General features: G+C 45.0%; 19 protein-coding genes. 4 read left to right on the top strand and 15 right to left on the bottom strand.

The window, feature by feature from the left end; translation table 11 throughout:
- Positions 1–53: 53 nt before the first annotated feature.
- Genes RTR76_RS10000 through RTR76_RS09980 form a run of 5 tightly spaced genes read right to left on the bottom strand, consistent with a single transcriptional unit; the run spans position 54 to position 3,545 of the window.
- A complete protein-coding gene (locus tag RTR76_RS10000) occupies positions 54–584 on the bottom strand; it encodes a 2-oxoacid:acceptor oxidoreductase family protein (RefSeq protein ID WP_312520035.1) in 531 nt (176 codons plus the stop codon).
- On the bottom strand, positions 581–1,333 hold the full coding sequence (locus RTR76_RS09995; RefSeq protein WP_312520032.1) for a thiamine pyrophosphate-dependent enzyme: 753 nt from the start codon (positions 1,331–1,333) through the stop codon (positions 581–583). Before RTR76_RS09995 ends, RTR76_RS10000 begins: the two co-directional genes overlap by 4 nt.
- Positions 1,333–2,394 carry a 3-methyl-2-oxobutanoate dehydrogenase subunit VorB gene (gene vorB, locus RTR76_RS09990; protein WP_312520027.1) on the bottom strand — a complete coding sequence of 354 codons (1,062 nt, stop codon included), beginning with the start codon at positions 2,392–2,394 and terminating at the stop codon, positions 1,333–1,335. Before vorB ends, RTR76_RS09995 begins: the two co-directional genes overlap by 1 nt.
- Before the next feature lie 22 nt (positions 2,395–2,416).
- Positions 2,417–2,620 carry a 4Fe-4S dicluster domain-containing protein gene (locus RTR76_RS09985; RefSeq protein WP_312520024.1) on the bottom strand — a complete coding sequence of 68 codons (204 nt, stop codon included), beginning with the start codon at positions 2,618–2,620 and terminating at the stop codon, positions 2,417–2,419.
- A complete protein-coding gene (locus tag RTR76_RS09980) occupies positions 2,613–3,545 on the bottom strand; it encodes a phosphate acyltransferase (RefSeq protein WP_312520021.1) in 933 nt (310 codons plus the stop codon). The genes RTR76_RS09985 and RTR76_RS09980 overlap by 8 nt, the downstream gene beginning before the upstream one ends.
- Before the next feature lie 214 nt (positions 3,546–3,759).
- On the opposite strand from RTR76_RS09980, the gene RTR76_RS09975 reads away from it, so the two are divergent.
- The 4 genes from RTR76_RS09975 (at position 3,760) to clpB (ending at position 10,522) form a co-directional block, all read left to right on the top strand.
- Complete coding sequence (locus RTR76_RS09975; RefSeq protein WP_312520018.1) at positions 3,760–4,656, top strand: LysR family transcriptional regulator; 897 nt, start codon at positions 3,760–3,762, stop codon at positions 4,654–4,656.
- A gap of 336 nt (positions 4,657–4,992) precedes the next feature.
- A complete protein-coding gene (gene dnaK, locus RTR76_RS09970; protein WP_312520017.1) occupies positions 4,993–6,861 on the top strand; it encodes a molecular chaperone DnaK in 1,869 nt (622 codons plus the stop codon).
- A 38-nt stretch (positions 6,862–6,899) separates the two neighbouring features.
- Positions 6,900–7,913: a DnaJ C-terminal domain-containing protein gene (locus tag RTR76_RS09965; protein ID WP_312520014.1), complete on the top strand. Its 1,014-nt coding sequence runs from the start codon at positions 6,900–6,902 to the stop codon at positions 7,911–7,913.
- A gap of 11 nt (positions 7,914–7,924) precedes the next feature.
- The gene (clpB, locus tag RTR76_RS09960) at positions 7,925–10,522 is read left to right on the top strand and encodes an ATP-dependent chaperone ClpB (protein ID WP_312520011.1); all 2,598 of its coding nucleotides are present in this window, start codon (positions 7,925–7,927) and stop codon (positions 10,520–10,522) included.
- Between the two features lie 51 nt (positions 10,523–10,573).
- On the opposite strand, the gene RTR76_RS09955 is transcribed toward clpB, so the two are convergent.
- The 10 genes from RTR76_RS09955 to RTR76_RS09910 form a co-directional block, all read right to left on the bottom strand.
- Complete coding sequence (locus tag RTR76_RS09955; RefSeq protein ID WP_312520008.1) at positions 10,574–11,572, bottom strand: aldo/keto reductase; 999 nt, start codon at positions 11,570–11,572, stop codon at positions 10,574–10,576.
- A 159-nt stretch (positions 11,573–11,731) separates the two neighbouring features.
- A complete protein-coding gene (locus RTR76_RS09950; protein ID WP_312520005.1) occupies positions 11,732–12,334 on the bottom strand; it encodes a DNA-3-methyladenine glycosylase 2 family protein in 603 nt (200 codons plus the stop codon).
- A 21-nt stretch (positions 12,335–12,355) separates the two neighbouring features.
- On the bottom strand, positions 12,356–12,826 hold the full coding sequence (locus RTR76_RS09945) for a methylated-DNA--[protein]-cysteine S-methyltransferase (protein WP_312520002.1): 471 nt from the start codon (positions 12,824–12,826) through the stop codon (positions 12,356–12,358).
- An 87-nt stretch (positions 12,827–12,913) separates the two neighbouring features.
- Entirely contained in the window at positions 12,914–14,062 is a 1,149-nt protein-coding gene (locus RTR76_RS09940; RefSeq protein ID WP_312520332.1) for an aldo/keto reductase, read from the bottom strand.
- Positions 14,063–14,147: 85 nt separating this feature from the next.
- A complete protein-coding gene (locus RTR76_RS09935; RefSeq protein WP_312520000.1) occupies positions 14,148–15,653 on the bottom strand; it encodes a sensor domain-containing diguanylate cyclase in 1,506 nt (501 codons plus the stop codon).
- 90 nt (positions 15,654–15,743) lie between these two features.
- Positions 15,744–15,977, bottom strand: coding sequence for a KTSC domain-containing protein (locus RTR76_RS09930; RefSeq protein ID WP_312519998.1), 234 nt, complete (start codon positions 15,975–15,977; stop codon positions 15,744–15,746).
- Between the two features lie 175 nt (positions 15,978–16,152).
- Complete coding sequence (locus tag RTR76_RS09925; RefSeq protein WP_312519993.1) at positions 16,153–16,842, bottom strand: response regulator transcription factor; 690 nt, start codon at positions 16,840–16,842, stop codon at positions 16,153–16,155.
- Entirely contained in the window at positions 16,820–18,010 is a 1,191-nt protein-coding gene (locus RTR76_RS09920; protein WP_312519990.1) for a HAMP domain-containing sensor histidine kinase, read from the bottom strand. Before RTR76_RS09920 ends, RTR76_RS09925 begins: the two co-directional genes overlap by 23 nt.
- Before the next feature lie 98 nt (positions 18,011–18,108).
- The gene (locus RTR76_RS09915) at positions 18,109–18,309 is read right to left on the bottom strand and encodes a 4Fe-4S dicluster domain-containing protein (RefSeq protein ID WP_312519987.1); all 201 of its coding nucleotides are present in this window, start codon (positions 18,307–18,309) and stop codon (positions 18,109–18,111) included.
- A 3-nt stretch (positions 18,310–18,312) separates the two neighbouring features.
- Positions 18,313–19,005 carry a hypothetical protein gene (locus RTR76_RS09910; RefSeq protein ID WP_312519985.1) on the bottom strand — a complete coding sequence of 231 codons (693 nt, stop codon included), beginning with the start codon at positions 19,003–19,005 and terminating at the stop codon, positions 18,313–18,315.
- Between the last annotated feature and the right edge of the window lie 343 nt (positions 19,006–19,348).

The raw sequence follows: 19,348 nt of genomic DNA, 5'->3' as shown, positions 1-19,348 counted from the left end.
TACCAATAAAAAACGAAAAGCATTATTTGCTTTCCGTTTTTTTAACTATTATCTTAATATTTCAATCCAAATTTGACGGCAGCAAGATTGCTCTCCATCAGCTGCGGTTTCTTCTTCCCCACTACCTCATCAATTGACTTTTCGATACTTAACAGATTAGTGGTCGTAAGACGGTTAATGAGTGCCCCCAGGCAAACCATATTAGCCAGGTTGTGATTACCTAGTTCAGTTGCAGCCTCTCCGGCAGGGACAGAAATAATCGAAATATCCTCACGCCTTTTTGTGGTGTCAACAATTGATCCATTAATGATTAGTGTTCCACCAGACCTTATAAATGGCAAAAATTTATCGTAAGCAGGCTGATTTAATACAATACCGGCATCCGCATATTCAAGCACGGTAGAATTGATTTCGTCATCAGAAATAATAACCGAACAATTCGCTGTTCCGCCACGCATTTCCGGTCCGTAAGAAGGAATCCAGCAAACTTGCCGTTCATCAAGCATCCCGGCATAGGCAAGAATCTTGCCGATAAAAAGAACTCCCTGACCGCCAAAACCGGCTAGCAGAATTTTATCGATCATAAGGCGCTGACCTCCTCTGTCACCTTAAGCTCTCCTAACTGATAAACGGGTATCATATGCTCCCTCAGCCATTGCAGACTGTCTACAGGCGTCAATCCCCAGTTGGAAGGACAAGTCGATAAAATACTGACAAAAGAAAATCCTAAGCCCTTCTGTTGAACCTGAAACGCTTTTTTCAGCATTTTTTTTGTGGCGATAATATTTTTGGGTGAGTCCACAGAGCCTGCCGCCACATAAACGGCACCGTCAAGAGTGGCGATCGTCTTAGGCAGGTCGATGGGAGGACCGGAGAATATGTTATCCCTTCCATAGGGGCTGGTAGTCGTAATCTGGCCGCCCAAGGTTGTAGGTGCCATCTGCCCGCCGGTCATACCAAATACGGCATTATTCACCATGATAGTTGTTATTTTTTCTCCTCTGGCAGCAACGTGAATAGCATGAGACATCCCGATTGCAGCAATATCGCCATCGCCCTGATAAGTGAACACAATGCGGTCAGGCATGGCTCGCTTTATACCGGTTGCCACGGCCTGAGCGCGTCCATGTGCCCCGCCTACCATATCGCAGCTTACCATATCGAGCATGAACCCGGAGCAGCCAACTGGTGCTACGCCTATCGTAGTTTCAATGATATTCAGTTCCTCCAGCACTTCACCCAGCAGCCGGTGAATAATACCATGCGTGCAGCCCGGACAATAATGAAACGGAACGTCTGTCAGCCCTTTTGGTCTGTCAAACACTTTTTCCATTATACCTGCACCTCCTGTTGAAAAACCTCTCCAAAACGCCTGAGAATTGAGTTTTCACTCAATAGCATGCCGCCTAAGCGATTATGCAGATATACCGGTACGGAGCAATTAACAGCAAGCTTAACATCTTCAATCATCTGTCCCGCGTTTAACTCTACAGTCAGAATCCCCTTTATACCGGTAAGCCGGGCAAAGGCCTTCTCCGGAAAGGGCCATAAGGTTATGGGACGGATAAGACCCAGCCGGATGCCTTGCTGGCGAGCCAGCTGAACAGCACTTTTAGCAACCCGCCCGCAAGTACCGTAGGCAACCACCAGATATTCTGCATCCTCAGTGTTAACCTCTTCCCACCGTTGCTCCGCTTCTCTCATGGAGCAAAACTTTTCCTGTAAGTGCTTTGCTGTAATTTCGCCGGCTTCATTGGTAAGATTGTACATTGCTATTTTGCGTTTCGCCCGGCCCTGACAACCGGTAGTCGCCCATTCTTTAACCGGGAAATCCGTCAATGAACGTTCCTTATAGATGATCGGCTCCATCGTCTGACCCAGCATTCCATCAGCCAGTATAATGACCGGCGTTCGATACTTGTCTGCCAATTCAAAGGCATCCATTGTATAGTCATACATTTCCTGTCCTCTGGAGGGTGCCAGCACGATGACATTATAATCGCCATGACCTCCGCCTTTCGTACACTGGAAATAATCGCCTTGGTTCGGTCCCAACCCACCAAGCCCGGGACCGTTGCGGTTGATGTTAACAACGACAACTGGCAGCTCAGCTGCTGCAAGGTAAGACATGCCTTCCTGCTTCAGACTAAACCCGGGACTGGATGAGGCAGTCATCACTCTCGCTCCGGTACAGGCTGCGCCATAACACATATTAACCGAGGCGATTTCATCTTCGCCCTGCAATACCATTCCGCCCGCTTTCGGCATATGTTTCGATAAATACTCAATAATTTCAGTAGAAGGAGTAATGGGATATCCGAAAAACAGCTTACAGCCTGCGCGGATAGCTGCCTCGGCAATTGCCTCATTTCCCTTCAGCAAATGCTTATTCATAAGGCTCCCCCTTTCTTACCTGCTATTTATATATCTTTAGAGCAATATCAGGACATACCATCCCGCATAAAGTGCAGCCGATACACTGGTCTGGCTGTGCTGCTTCAACAAAATAATAGCCTTTTGAATTTGCCCTGCTCCCAATTCTCAGCACTTTTTTGGGACAAACCGTTAGACAGATGCCACAGCTTTTACAGCGCTCGCTTTCCACCTCTACCTTAGGCATGCTGTTCACCATCCTTTTGTGCTCTGCCGACCGCAATGCAGGCCAATGCCATCGAATATAATTTACCTTCAGGAGTCTCAGCCCGTGATGTCAGAACAATCGGGTTAGTTGCCCCCAGTATGATACCTGCCATCTTTGCTTTAGCAAAATGAATTAAAGCTTTTGTTACGGCATTTCCTGTTTCAATACTGGGAACAAGAAACAAATCCACCTGCCCAGCTATCTTGCTGGTAATCCCTTTGTGTTTTGCTGCTTCAGGGCTCATCGCTACGTCCATAGCAATCGGCCCCTCTACCGTACAGCAGGGCAGGTTTGTTCCGTCATTCATTGCAGCGAGCGCCTGAGCATCTATTGTTGCCGGCATCTTGGGATTGACCAATTCATTTGCCGTAAGGAGAGCTACCTTAGGGCAAGCAATTCCGATATTATGCAATGCCAGCACAGAGTTAATCAATATATCTCTTTTTTCTGTCAATGTAGGAGCAATATTCATTCCTCCATCACTAAAAAACAGCAATTTGTCTTCTCCAGGAATCTCCAAACAAGCTAAGTGACTAAGCAATCGCCCGGTTCGAAGACCCTCTTGCCCGTGCAGTACGGCTCGCAAAAAGTCATTGCTATTGAGCAGTCCCTTCATTAGCACCTGCGCTTTTCCCTGTCTCACTAATGCTACCGCTGCCAAACCAACTTTGTTCATATCCGGCTCATTAACAACAGGGGTATCCGGCGACAAGCCGATCTCTGCCATCAAGGAGCGTATGGCAGATTCATCTCCTACGAGAATTGCCCTAGCCAACCCAATATCCTGAGCAGTTTTAATAGCCTGCAGCACATCCCGGTCCTGTGCAGCAGCTACTGCGATCGTAACCTCGGTTCCGGCTGTCTGCTTCGCCTGAGCTAGCACATCTGAAAAGCTATGGAGCACATCTGTTTCCTCCTTAAACTATAGTTGAACTATTCTCTCTACTTCCATTGTAGTTGTCCTGAAGCGCATTGAGAAAGGCGATAATTCACTTACAGTCAGTAAGTTCTGGCATTAATCGCCTTTGCATTTTTCTGAATAGAGCTTTGCTCATATGGCTTATTTACGCTAATTGTTGTATAATTTTGTTAATTAACAGAGCACTTGAGGAGGAGCCATGGATATCCGACAGTTACGCTACTTTAGCTTAGTCGCTAAACATTTAAACTTCACGGCTGCCGCTAAAGAGGCTCATCTGGACCAATCGGCAATCAGCAAGCAAATCGCTGATTTAGAAGCACGGATCGGTCTTAAGCTCTTTGTTCGCAATACCCGCTCTGTTCAGTTGACAGCAGCCGGAACGGAGTTATTAAAATATGCTAATGAAATTGTAGCAAAATCAGAGGAAGCCATCAGCCAGGCCCATCTTGCCGCTACTGGTGGTATCGGCATACTGCGTATTGGTTTTACTGGCTCAATGGAGCAGGAAAAAGATAAACTTCCGTCTTTCATCAAGCAATTCCATTCCAATCATAGCGGGATTAAGCTGTCTCTGCTCCGCTATAACATGACGCCTCTTAGTCAGGCCCTGGACCGGGGTGATGTGGATATCGCTTTTACCTTCTCCTATGGGTTACATGAAACCGCAGGGCTTAGCTGGCAAATCTGCCCCTTTTATCCACAATCCCGTCCGATGTGCATTGTATTGCCTATCGAACATCCTCTCGCCGCTAAGGATAAAATCGAGCTTTGTGAAGTAGCCCATGAGCCATTTGTCATTATTTCGCGCAGCGAGGCACCCAACTATGAACATATGGAACGCCTCTGCGCCTCTCACGGTTTTTATCCGAATATTGTCTGTGAAACACCAGTGCTGGAAACACTGCTTCTGCTTGTGGAAACAGGCATTGGGATTACCATATTGGCACAACATACGGAAGCCTTTGCCGGCCCTAACGTACGCTTTGTTGAAATCGCAAATTACGACTACCGCGTTGACCGTGTTATTGCTTGGAAGGAGACAAATCCCAACCCTTTAGTGGCCATATTTCTTGAAGCAATTAAAGCATATTAAATAAAGCGAAAAGCTGTTTTGGACTAGAACAAAACAGCTTTTCGCTTTTTATAGACCTTGCTATTTAGTGCCTAGGTAAGCACCAAGGCAGCGTTCATAAATAGAATAATTGTCAAACAATCAACAGATAATATACCAATAAGGTCAAAAGGTCAAAATAAATAGCTTGCGTGTGATATTAAGACATTTACCTGCTAAAACAGTTATATTTGCCCAAATTTAACAATTTCCAATATCTGTACGACTTTCCATTGATATTTATTATCTGTTAGTATTGAATTAGGAATTAAACCTCTTCCAAAACAAGGTACTAATTAGCTAAGGGAGGCACAAATTATGGGAAAAGTAGTGGGTATTGATTTAGGTACTACCAATTCGGTCATTGCCGTTCTGGAAGGAGAACGCCCGGCGGTCATCACAAATGTGGAAGGCGGCAGAACTACTCCGTCAGTTGTCGCATTCCGGGATAATGAACGCCTTGTCGGTCAGTTGGCAAAAAGGCAGTCTGTCTTAAATCCTACAAAAACGTTCTACTCCGTAAAACGCTTTATGGGACGCCGCTTCACTGAAGTAACCGATGAAATGAAACTGGTTCCCTATAAAGTCAACCAGGGTCCGGATAATACAGTTAAATTTACGGTTGACGGCAAACAATACGCTCCTGAGGAAATATCCGCGCAAGTACTTCGCAAGCTGGTTGATGATGCGAGCAAGTACCTCGGGGAAAAAATAACTGATGCAGTCATTACTATCCCTGCCTATTTCAATGATGCACAGCGTCAGGCTACGAAAGATGCCGGGCGCATCGCCGGTCTTAATGTACTAAGAATTATCAATGAACCTACCGCCGCTGCTTTGGCCTACGGACTGGATAAAAAGAAAAATGAAACGATTCTGGTCTTTGATTTGGGAGGAGGAACATTCGACGTATCGATCCTCGAAGTCGGCGATGGCGTTTTTGAAGTAAAATCAACTAACGGCGACACCCATCTGGGCGGCGACGATTTTGATAAGGCAATTGTTGATTGGCTGGCTGCCGAATTTAAAAAGGATAACGGAATCGATTTGCTGCAAGACAAGCAAGCTCTGCAGCGGATGACCGAAGCTGCAGAAAAGGCAAAAATAGAACTATCTGCTGTTATGGAAACCAGTGTGAGTCTACCCTTCATCACAGCTGATGCTGCGGGGCCAAAACACCTGGAAAACAAACTCACCAGAACAAAATTCGATGAATTAACCCGCGAACTGTTGGAACGCTGCCGGATTCCGGTAGAAAAAGCACTAGCCGATGCCAAACTTTCAGCCAAAGATATTGATGAAGTCATCCTGGTGGGAGGCTCTACCCGTATTCCCTCCGTCCACCGCCTGGTAAAAGCCATGACAGGCAAGGAGCCCAATCAAAGTGTCAATCCCGATGAAGTCGTAGCCGTAGGTGCTGCCATTCAGGGAGCTGTTTTAAGCGGTGATTTAAAAGATGTAGTCCTGCTTGATGTCACCCCCCTTTCACTTGGCCTTGAGACATTGGGTGGTGTCATGACAAAGCTCATTGAGCGCAATACTACCATCCCCACTCGCCGCAGCCAGGTTTTCAGCACTGCCGACGACAATCAGACAGAAGTAGAAATTCACGTTCTTCAGGGTGAACGTGAAATGGCAGCTGCCAACCGTACTCTTGGTACATTCAAGCTTGGCGGTATTCCGCTAGCGCCCCGTGGCACTCCCCAAATTGAAGTCACTTTTGACATTGATGCCAATGGCATCTTGACGGTAAATGCCAAAGATAAAGCCTCCGGTAAGGAACAGTCTATTACCATCAGCGGTTCCAGCAACCTTGATAAATCAGAAATTGACCGCATGGTGTCCGATGCCAAACAATATGGTGAGGAAGACAAAGTTCGCCGTCAGCACATTGAACTCAAGAATGAGGCTGATTCCCTCTCCTATCAAGCTCGAAGCCTGATCACGGAAAAGGGCAATACACTTCCTGCACACGTTAAAGGCCGTTTGGAGGCTGCACTAAATGCAGTCAAGCAAGCTCTGCAAGATGATAATGAAGTGGGCAGACTGCGCCAGCTTACGGATGAGCTGGAACAAGCCTACAGCCAGGCTTGCCAGTGCAAACCGGAAAAACCGCAGCAGCAGGTCAATAATCCTACCACTGGTCCTAAGCAGGATGACGATGTAATTGATGCTGAGTACGAATAATTCCATTTCTTCCAAATAGAAGCAGGCGGGTGATGCTTATGCAATATATCGATTATTATGAAATACTGGGAATTCCCAAAAGCGCCACAGAAAAAGAGATTAAGCAAGCGTATCGCAAGCTGGCCCGTAAGCATCACCCTGACCTCCATCAGGGTGATGCCAAAGCCAAAGCAGAAGAACAGTTCAAATTAATTAATGAAGCCTATGAAGTATTAGGCGATGCTGATAAACGCTCTAAATATGACAAACTGGGCATGAACTGGAAAGCTGGCGATGAAGTAAATTTTGACCCGTCAGGCCGGGGTGGCACTTATAGCTACAGCTATCAGCAGCCTGACGATTTTGACCTTAATGGCTTTGGGTTCAGTGATTTCTTCTCCCAGTTCTTTGGGCAGGACTTTGCCCGCGCACGCCAGGGTGGTGCGCAGAAACACCAGCCTGCTTCCAAGGGCGAAGATATTGATGCCCAAATCAGCCTGTCCGTAAACGAACTTATCAACGGTGTGGAAAAAGAACTGTACCTGTCTGTACCAAATATCTGCGCATCCTGCCGCGGCGAGCGTTTTACCCAGCGGGGTATCTGCCGCGCCTGCGGGGGTACGGGAACAACGGAAGATACTAAAACCGTCAAAGTAACGATCCCCTCTGGCTTGCATCCGGGAGCTACGCTTCGCTTAAAAGGCCTAGGTGGCAAAGGCTACGGAGAAGGACCTGCGGGCGATCTCTATCTCCACATCAATGCTGCTCCTGCTTCGGACTGGCAAATTACGGGCAGTGATTTAGAAACAGAATTGTTAATTTATCCTGACCAAGCCGTACTTGGCGATAAAATGCAGGTTCCTACTCCCCATGGCCAGGTGCAGCTCAAGCTTCAGCCAGGAGTTCATAACGGGCAGCGGCTTAGGTTGAAAAATAAGGGACTCCCGAAAAATGACGGCTCCTCCGGCGATCTTTATTTTAAAATACGAATTGATATACCCAAGGAGCAATCAGAAGAAGAAAAAGCCTTATACGGTCGGATCCAGGAGCTTCGTCAGCAAACACACAAATAGGAGGAAATCATATGGCTCAGGAAAAATTTACCCAAAAAGCAGCTGCTGCCATGCAAGAAGCACAGCAGCTTGCCGCTTTGAATTATCACCAGGAATTGACTACCCGCCACCTCTTACTGGCTCTTGCTAAAGATGGTGAAGGAATCATTGCCTATATTTTATCTCAGCTCAATATCCAGCCTTATGTACTGCAGGCGAAAGCAGAGCAGCTTGTTAAAAACATCCCGTCTGTCAGGGGCCAGGACGCAGTACTTCGTATGAATACGGCTATGGTCCGGGTAATGGCAGTAGCGGAAACTCAGGCGTCTTCCATGAAAGATGAATATGTCAGCATAGAGCACCTGCTTTTAGCTATTGTGGAAGACGGGGATGCCGATGTTGTCGCCGCCTGCCGTGAATTGGGCCTGTCCCGCAGCCGCCTGCTTCAGATTATAACCGAGTTTCGCGGAGGCAGAACAGTCAATTCCGATAATCCTGAAGAAAGCATGCAGGCGCTTAGCAAATATGGGCGTAATCTGACTGACCTGGCCAGCGAAGGTAAGCTTGACCCGGTAATCGGCCGGGATGAGGAAATCCGCCGGGTGATCGAAATCCTCTCCCGCCGCACAAAAAACAACCCGGTCCTTATTGGTGAACCTGGCGTCGGCAAAACAGCTATTGTGGAAGGCCTGGCTCGCCGGATCATTGCCGGTGACGTTCCGGAAGGCTTAAAAAACAAGGCCGTCTATTCGCTTGACCTTAGCTCAATGGTGGCTGGCGCTAAATACCGTGGTGAGTTCGAAGAGCGGTTAAAAAACGTGCTTGCTGAAATAACCAAATCAGAAGGTAAAATCATTCTCTTTATTGATGAACTGCATACAGTAGTTGGTGCAGGAGCTGCTGAAGGGGCCATGGATGCCGGCAATATCCTAAAACCCATGCTTGCCAGAGGCGAACTTCGCTGCATCGGTGCCACTACCCTCAATGAATACCGCAAACACATTGAAAAAGATACCGCCCTGGAACGCCGGTTTCAGCCTGTTATGGTTGATCAGCCCGATGTGGAAGATACCATTTCCATCTTAAGGGGTTTACGTGAACGTTACGAGGTACATCATGGTGTACGCATCAAAGACGCTGCCCTTGTTGCTGCCGCCGTATTGTCTGACCGTTATATTACCGACCGCTTCCTGCCGGACAAAGCGATTGACCTTGTCGATGAAGCAGCTGCCAAACTACGTACGGAGATTGACTCTATGCCTAGTGAATTAGATGACTCGCTGCGCCGCGTTATGCAGCTTGAAATCGAAGAACAGGCTCTAAAAAAAGAAGCTGATCCTGCCTCTGAGGAAAAGCTGCACCGCATTCGTGAAGAACTGGCTAACTTAAAGCAAGCAGCTGATTCGCTGAAGGCTCAGTGGCAAATGGAAAAACAAGGCATCCTTCGCCTGCGCAACCTCAAAAAGGATATCGAAGGAGTTCGCATGGAGATGGAATCAGCCGAACGCAGCTACGATCTCAATCGCCTTGCCGAACTCAAATATGGTCGCTTGCCAGAGTTGGAGCAGCGTTTAAAAAATGAGGAAGCACTGCTGACAGAGAAACGCTCCCATAAAGTGATGCTCAAAGAAGAAGTCAATGAAGATGACATTGCCAAAATTGTCAGCCGCTGGACAGGAGTTCCCGTTACGAGACTGCTTTCAGGCGAACGGGAAAAGTTATCCCATTTGGAAGACACGCTGCATGAGCGGGTTGTCGGCCAGGATGCTGCTGTAACCGCCATCAGCGAAGCTGTCATTCGCGCCCGCGCAGGCGTTAAAGACCCTAACCGTCCTATCGGCTCCTTCATCTTTCTAGGTCCTACCGGTGTAGGCAAAACTGAGCTTGCCAAAACACTGGCAGAGGTTCTCTTTGACGATGAACGCAGCATGATCCGTATCGACATGAGCGAATACATGGAGAAGCATACGGTATCCCGTCTTATTGGGGCCCCGCCCGGCTATGTCGGCTACGACGAGGGTGGTCAGCTTACCGAAGCAGTTCGCCGCCGCCCCTATAGTGTCATTCTGCTTGATGAAGTGGAAAAAGCCCATAATGACGTATTTAATGTTCTGCTTCAGATCCTGGATGATGGACGGTTGACGGACGGCAAAGGCCGCACTGTCGATTTTAAGAATACCGTCATCATCATGACTTCTAATATTGGTTCTCATGAAATCTTAAACAATGATTTCACAGCAGCCAAAGAACGTGTTTTGGATATTATGAAGCATCACTTCCGCCCTGAATTTCTCAATCGTATCGATGATATTATTGTCTTCAACGCCCTTACGGGCGAACAGGTTGCTGAAATTGCCGCCATGCTGCTGAAAGGGCTGGATAAACGGCTCAAAAAACAATTGAACATCAGTCTCTCGTGGGATGGAGCTACATTATCCCTGCTTGCCAAGGAAGGCTACGATCCCAACTTCGGTGCACGCCCGCTTAAACGTCTAATCAGCCGTCTTGTTGAAACCGAGCTTAGCAAAAAGATTATTAAAGGAGAAGTGCCTGAAGGAAGTCATGTAGAATTAAGCACCAGCGGCGATAAAATCGTTGTAGGTGTCCTGCTTAAACCGGAGACAGTATAATTTGAGTAAAACAAACGCTATTTGCTGTATAGGCAAATAGCGTTTGTTGTTTTAATTATTTCTGAATCTGTACTTCTGATCAAGTTCTTCTTCCAGCCGGTCAGTAGCTGTTCCCGGACTAATAGAAAGCCTGCTGATTTCCGCCCTAAGCCCGGGAGTCATGTTAAACTCTGCTGCGGCCAGTGAAGCTTCCAACTGATTTACATTTCTGGCACCAATGATTGGCGCTGTAATGGCTGGATGGGACTGAACCCAGCTGACAGCCAGAGTCACCGGATTTACCCCCAGTTCCTTAGCCATATCGACAAACCGTTCGGCTATTTCGTAGTAGGCAGGATTGCTGTAGCGTTTATTATACAAATCCTTTTCCACAATCCGGCCCACTTGGGGCAGGCTGTCTTTACCATATTTCCCGCTAAGCAGGCCTGCACCCAGAGCATTATACGCAATTACCCCTAATTGCTCGGCTTCAGCTAACGGCAAAATTTCCACTTCTGCCTGTCTTTTCACTAAGTTGTACATAGGCTCAATACAGGCAAACCGTGCTAGGCCCTGCCTTTCGGAAATCCCCAACGCCTTGGCAATTTGCCATGCAGCCCAATTGCTTACCCCAAGATAAAGTACTTTTCCCTGACGGACCAGATCATCAAGTGCCCGCAGCGTTTCCTCCATAGCAGTAAAGGGATCGAAGTAATGGATGAAATAAAGGTCGATCCTGTCTGTTTTCAAACGGGAGAGGCTCTGTTCCACTGCAAGCATAATGTGACGACGCGAAGAGCCCATTGCATTAATATCACTGCCTACACGCTGAGAGACTTTTGTCGTTATGACGACCTCATCACGACAACCTGAAATAAACTTTCCCAGCAGTTCTTCAGCCTTTCCTCCGCTGTAATTGTTTGAGCAGTCGAAGAAATTAATTCCCGCCTCCCTGCAGCGTTTAAACAAGTGCGCCGCTTCTGGTTCGTCTGCTTCACTGCCAAAAGACATCGTACCATAGCACAATTCGGAAACCATAACACCCGTTTTTCCTAAAACCTTGTATTTCACTTGACAGCCCCCTCTTTACTGCGATCTATAGTAATTTCCATTCCGTAATAAAAGGAAAATTCCTCCTCCTATATAGAAATACCCATAACCTGTCTCTCGCGAAAGGTTATGGGTATTTCTGCTATAAACAGGAGCTGCTTGCAGGCCTCTTTACCTTGCTTACTCCACTGAGATTCTCCAAAGATATAAAGAAGCAATAGTACCATAAGGAGAATAACGCTTTTTATATCTTTCAAATTTCGCTTTATCCAGCTTTTTATGATGATACAGCCGCATCATTCCCCGCCTGATGGCAAGGTCGCCCCAGCTTACCACGTCTTTACGCTGCAAAGAGAAGGTCATTAGCATCTCAGCAGTCCATAAACCGATGCCATCAAGTAAACAAAGCCGCCTGCACACTTCCTCATCCGGCAGCTGTGCTAGTTCATTGAGATCAAGGTCACCAGTACATACCGACTCGGCAATACTTTTAATCCAGACAGCTTTCTTCATTGTCATGCCACATTGCTGTACGTCTTCAACCGCTTGCTTTGCTATATTTGGGGCCGTAATTTCGCCAAAGCGTTCCTCCATGCGCCCCCAAATCGTATCCACAGCTTTTATGGATATCTGTTGCGCTACAATACTATTAACCAATGCAGTAAATAAGTCAGGAATAACCTCACGTTCAATGAAACCGATCCGGTCAATTGCTTCACCCAGTTTTTTATCTTTCTTTCTTAAATAATCCAGCTCCATTTGTCCATAGTGAAAGTTCGTCAATACCAATCTACCTACTTCCGGTTAGCATTTCCTTCGTTTTTCCAATTCCAGCAGGAATTGTTTGGCTTTCAATCCGCCCAGATAACCAGTAAGTTCACCTTTACTTCCTATCACCCGGTGGCAGGGTATAAATATGGACAGCGGATTCTTGCTATTGGCATTCCCTACTGCTCTGACGGCAGTTGGGCTGCCGATCGCTTCAGCGATTTCCCGGTAGGTTCGTGTTTCGCCATAAGGAATAGTTAGCAAGGCTTCCCACACCTGCTTCATAAACACCGTACCTTGCGGTGCAAAAGGAAGATCAAAATCCTTACGGTCCCCGGCAAAGTAAGCAGTTAACTGCAGACCAGCCTCACGAAGCAGTTCTGTTTCCTCATATATCACATCCTGTGGGACAGCTTCCTCTTGAAAATACAAATTTGTAATCGCTTCCCCATTTTCGGCAACAGTAAGCTTGCCAATAGCGGTTTGATAAGAAAACACCTTTTTCATAACAATAATCCTCCCTGTGCTGACCACTTATATTTTATTTTATGGCCATAACAGGCAGTTTGTCTTATGAAATATCACTTTGTAATTTTATTGTTCAAACAACTCTCTTACATTCTTCAGTTCATCGCGAATGGCAATTCCCTGAGGACAATGGCTTTCGCATTTACCGCATTCTACGCATTTAGATGCGGGTGATGTCGTTCTGGATAACATGCCGTATCTTTGCTTCGCAGCCGGAGTAGCATCAAAAACCCAGTGGTCATTATAGGTTGCAAAGCATCCAGGGATATTTATGCCCGCCGGGCAAGGCATGCAGTAGGAACATGCCGTACAATTCACTCTAATTCTCTCTGTAAAGATTCTCTTCACGTCATCAATTAGGGCTAGCTCTTTTGCTGTCAAAGAGCTGGGCTGAGCAGCCTGAGCAACTTGAATGTTTTCCGTAACCTGCTCCATTGTCGACATACCGCTCAGTACAACAGATACTTCCGGATGATTCCAGACCCAGCGCAATCCCCATTCTGCCGGGGTCCTTTTATGGTCAGCCTGTTCAATGACAGCCTTTGCTTCCTGAGGCAAATTAACAATATTCCCGCCTCGCAAAGGCTCCATAATTACAATTCCCAAATCCCGCTTTGCAGCATATGCTAAGCCTTCTTTGCCAGCCTGGTAACCTTCATCTAAATAATTATACTGAATTTGACAAAAAGACCAGTCATAATAATCGACAATCTGTTTAAACAGTTCTTTTTCATCATGATAAGAAAAGCCGGCATATTTGATCCTGCCATCGCTGAGTGCCTGGTTTAAGAATTCGCTGATACCGGCTTCCTTTAGTACCGGCCAGACATTAGCATTCAAAGAGTGAACCAAATAGAAGTCAATATAATCCGTCTGGAGACGTTCTAATTGCTCATTTAAATATTTATCCATATCGGCTCTAGTTTTAATCAGCCAGCTGGGAAGTTTAGTAGCCAGCTTAACCTTTTCCCGGTAGCCGTCTTGCAAAACTTTTCCCACAAACGGCTCGCTGGCTCCCCCTTGCATAAAACCTGTGCCATGATAAGGGTATGCAGTATCCACATAGTTTACACCGGCATCAATAGCATAACGGATCATCTTTATTGCTTTGTCTTCATCAATGTTGGTCGGGTCGCTGCCGATAACCGGTAGACGCATACAGCCAAAACCTAAAACGGAAACCATTTCCTTTGTTTTGCCAAACTTCCTGTACAACAAGATAATTCCTCCCTTATTCGGTGACTCACTGTTTGATTATATCCCATATGGCACTTACTCCTGCATCAAGAACGGCCCTTTGCTAGTTATTTTCGTATGCAGTTACTTTATTTCTGCTTTTTTTGCTGGTATACAGCGCTTTATCTGCTAAAACCAATAGGTCACTGACTGAAGCGGCATTTTTAGGATAGACAGCAGTCCCTATGCTTACTGTATAGCCGTTTAATACTTGTTCACTTCGGGAGCGGATATCCTCTGCCATCGCAGCAATTAATTCATCCGTACTATTTCGCAAAACAACTGCAAATTCATCTCCACCAAACCGGAATACGGATTGGGCTCCCACAACAGATTCAATTACAGCGGCAAGATTTTTTAAAATCTCATCACCTCCTACATGGCCTTGCGAGTCATTAATTTGCTTGAAGTAATCGACATCCAGGACCATCATTCCCACATGACTAAGAGAATGGGCTTCTATTTCAGAATGTATAATGTCCAGCATTTTTTCAAAAGATCTGCGGTTATAGACCTTTGTTAACTCATCTAAATCTGCAGCACCTTCTAATGTTGTGTGAACCTCTTCCAGTTTTCTAATAGTATCGTTATAAACTTGAATCATCATGTTAAACTCCGCTGCATAACCATCAGCTGTTATTTGCTTGTACCCCCCTTTTCCAATAGAACTAAAGCCTTCTATTAACTTATCTAGTGGCTTGGTATACCGCCGGACCGTGTAGCTGCCAATAATAATAATGACTAAAATAGCGAGCATCGTTACTGCCAGCATCTCATAAATCATAATTTTACGGGTTTGTGCAATTTCGACAGTAGGTGTAATCACACTTACAGTCCAGTTCAGTTCAGGAACCTTGCTATAGCCAATATACTGATCAGCACCTGAGTAATTTTTCATAATCTTAGCTCCTGATACACCTTGAAAGCTGTCGGCTATTACACCGCGCTTTCCAATACGTTCTTTATCAGCATGGAAAACTACGATGCCTTCATTATCTAAGATGGTAATAAAACCGCCGCGGCCAAATGATTTATTATCAAACATTGATGACAGGATATTTCCGTGCAGACGGCATATCCCGACCACTACGCCGGAAATGGTACCATTCTCCACAATAGGCGTAGCAATTGCAATAACTTTACGATCTCTGCGGCTTGTAAACACGCCGCTAATGTATGTTTTTCCTTTTATCGCTTGCTGAAAGTAGTCACGCTCAGATAAATTTTCTACCGAAATATCAGTTGTATTGCCGCTGACCTGGGAGATCGTTCCCTGTTTGTCGAGTATCAAAATCATATCAACTTCAGGAGTAAGCTTTCTAGCTTCATCAAGCAATTCCTGGTCTTGTCGAATACGGACATTTGCTGCTATCGTCTTTAATGAGACTCCCGTGTTTTGGAAATACAGCCAAAGCTGCTCTGCCAGATTGACGGCAGCTTTTTCATTTGTCGTTAATAAAAGAGAATTCGTAGTGGATAGAAAAAAACTATCAAAAATAACAAATTGAATAAAACTGCTAATGATAACTAATGCACTAAGTAACAGCGTTATTTTGTGCAAAAAACGCATGAAATCAACCCAACTTTCAAAATCTATATAGCTATAATTTTTCCCATTATAACAAATATGCTCAGACGTGTGAACACTTTAGCAACAGCCTTACTTGTTCACACCTACCTGTACATATTGATAGCAGTCTTTAATTGCTTCATTAAAGTACTGTCCTGCTGATCCGCCTGATTTCACATGACTGACAAAAGCAGCAAAAACAGGGTATGGTACGAAAAAATACTGATACACTGTCCCTTTTTTAAATTGGATCACCAGAGTCTCCGTTGCTTTATCATAGCGAAACCGCTCTACTGCCGATGAGTCAGCATACACCCAGGTCATAACTCTTTTTCCACCTTTCTTACATGCTAGTATCTCTCTTACTATTTCCTTTTTACTTCAGAAACAGCCGTGGCATTACAAAACAGTTAAGTTTCTCAAAGTAAAGAGCTATACTCATAATAAAGTATAGCCCTTTACCTATTTGTAGTGTATTTATCGAATCAGATTCTTACTATTACATCGGATTAAACCGGTATCCTGCCCCCCACAGTGTTTCAATATATTCCGGATTTGCCGGATCTCTTTCAATCTTTTTACGGATCTTTTGAATATGCACGGCGACCGTTGCTGTATCGCCACAATACTCATCACTCCAGATCGTATCAAAAATACGCTCTTTGCTGAAAACAATATTCGGATTGGAAGCCAGAAACAGCAAAAGTTCATACTCTTTGGTAGTGAGCTGTACTTCTTTGGTATTTACAAAGATCTTATGAGAAGCCGTATCAATTTCGAGCCCCTTGTATTGGAGCACTTCGTAAGCTTTCATATGTCCTCTAAGCCGTTCGTAGCGCTTAATATGTGCTTTAATACGGGCCGTTAGTTCAGCAGGACTGAAAGGCTTGGTAAGATAATCATCTGCGCCAAAATCAAGCCCTCTGATTTTATCTATATCCTCGTTCTTTGCCGACACAACGATGATAGGAATTTCTTGTGTCTTACGAATTTCCTTGATAATTTCATATCCATCCTTTTTAGGTAGCATTAAGTCAACGACAACAACATCATAGCTGCCGGTTACCGCCTTTTTCATGCCCTCCAGCCCATCCTGCTCAATCTCCGCTTTGTATCCGTTTAGCTGCAGGTAATCCCGCTCCAATTCAGCAATATCACGATCGTCTTCAATGATCAGAATGTGTTTCACTATAGAATTCCTCCTCAGTCTCTTCATAACATACCGGGAGCAGAACGGTAAAGCGCGTCCCTCTACGCCCGGGACTTACGACGCTGATAGTCCCTCCATGAGCTTCCACCAGTTCCTTAGCAATGGCCAATCCCAAACCTGTACCGGCCAATTCTTTAGGCCTTTCTGTGTCAATGCGATAAAAACGGTCAAATATAAAGAGAAGTTTATCCTCCGGGATGCCCGGCCCATTATCCTGAATGTCGATACCGACAAATTGCCCTTGCTGATAAAGCATTACCTTAAGCTCCAGTCCTGCAGCAGGTCCATGATGAACAGCATTTGTCATAATGTTGGTAAACGCCTGCTGCAGTCTTTTACCATCTAAATTAACCTGCCACTCCTCTTCCAGCATATCTTCATAGCAGAACTGAATATTTTGTTCGGCAAAATTGAATTGATACTCTTCCATGAGGTCGCGCATAAATTTCCTGATTGGCAGGCTTTCATATTGAAGGACCAATTTTTGCATATCTAATTTTGTAAATAAAAAGAGGTCATCAATTAAATTATTTACATAAGTTGCATTGGTCCAGATCGTTTTTAAGTATTTTTCCTTACTCTCACCAGCAACATTCCCCTCCAGCAGCGCCTCAATATAGCCTTTAATAGCGGTTATCGGAGTTTTGAGATCATGAGAGATATTAGCGATCAGAGCCTTGCGGTTATCTTCATAGGCAGCTTGCAGTTTTTCGGCTTCGTACAGTTCTTTCGTCATTTCATTGAAGGCATCAATTAATAATTCCAGATCATTAGGCCGGCTATACTCCACTTTTATATTGTAATTGCCTTTGGCAACTTCATCTAACCCTTGCTTAAGCTGTTCCATCGGCTTAAATATCCGCTTTTCCAAGCGAAATAGAAAAATAAAGTGCGCTATTTCTTTTACAACTAATAATGCTACTACAATAATACCTGTTTCTTTTATTCCAACCCAGCTAAACAACAGATAGAGGATTAACAAAGTGAATAGTATACCGGCCGGGCGAAAGAAGCGAAAATATCTATAGTGGTGTAGAAAACGGCCATGATGCATTTCATGGCGGTGGCGCCATCTGCTATGAAGTCTATGCAGCCTTTCTCTATCGGTTTGACAACTTTTTTCATGACGCTTCGGATGTCTGATCATGCATTATCACCTATTTCCCCTAAGCTTTACATCTACCACTATTATAGTGTATACGTAAAAGAGCGCAAAATTTTCTTTTGCGCCCTTTTTTAGTCTAATCAAAACCGGAGTTTGACACGGTTGATGATTGCCTGCTGACTGCAGATTTTTTTGCAGGCTCCGCAGCGCCGGCACTTGGCAATTTGTATTTCGGGTATACCTGCTTCAGATAGTTCTATCGCGCCTACCGGGCAAACAGCTAGGCACCTCTGACAGGCAGTGCAGCGTTCAGCAAGAACTACATAGCGCTTAAGCAGCATTGCTTACTTATTCTCCTTATCCTGGAAAACTACTTCCCCATTAGCCTTAATCGCATGATCCTTCAATTGCTCGTCTTGCTGGATACCGGCGAAAATACCAGCAGCCTTTTTTACATTACAATTAGCATCAAGCCAAACCGTAACAGTAAAATCCAACTGTTTTAAATTGCTGAATTCTTTCATAAACCCATGCCGGGAGTGGTGAGTACTACCATGACTCATTCTTTCGCGCATCAGGTCTTTTGCATCGTCCGGCAAGTCTGCTGAGTTAAGAGTAATAACAAGCGTGTTATCTTCTGTTTCTTTAATCTCTAGAGCGTTTAGCAACCCTAAAACAAACGCCAGCTTGGCAAAACGCCCCCCCATATGACCGCATCTGCCGTCATGATGCTGCATAGCGGCCATGGCACCAAAATGATGCCGGTGAGCCATCCCATGATGCCCATGATGAAGGCCTCTGCCGGAAGGCATAGAGAATTCAGTATCACTATCATGCCTTACCGTTTTTCCTTCATAATCAACTTGAGTATTAATTTTGGCTTTAGTCTGCCCAGTCAAGAAATTTTTCTCAAACTGATTTTTCATAGTGAAAATACTAATTTCGTCTTTTTGAATGTCAGCGGTAATAAGTCCGCTGATTTCCTCTTGGTTTCTGATTGCTTTTACCACATCGTACAATACTTTAATTTTGTTCATGATTGATAACCTCCTAAACTGTTTGAGGTTATTATAATCATTGAATATAAACGGCCAATAAAGCATTCTTAAAAATTTTATAAATTATGTTAAAGATTTAATCACCAGTTTGACTATACTCGCTGCGAGCAGGTTATGGACCGCATTTTGTCGAATTAGTAAGGTAATTAAACAATGAGAGGAGCCCGATAATGCTGCAAACAATACTGGATAAAATTATTTTTCAAAACAGTGTCTACAGCTATCTGACTGCTTTGTGTATTTTCGCTATTGCTCTTCTTGCCGTTAAGCTATTTGACCGTGCTGTTTTAAACCGTCTCAAATCATGGGCTGAAGCTGCCAC

This window comes from Anaerospora sp. (genome assembly GCF_032013335.1).
GTDB lineage: Bacteria > Bacillota > Negativicutes > Sporomusales > DSM-15969 > Anaerospora.
This window is presented reverse-complemented; position numbering and strand designations above follow the sequence as displayed.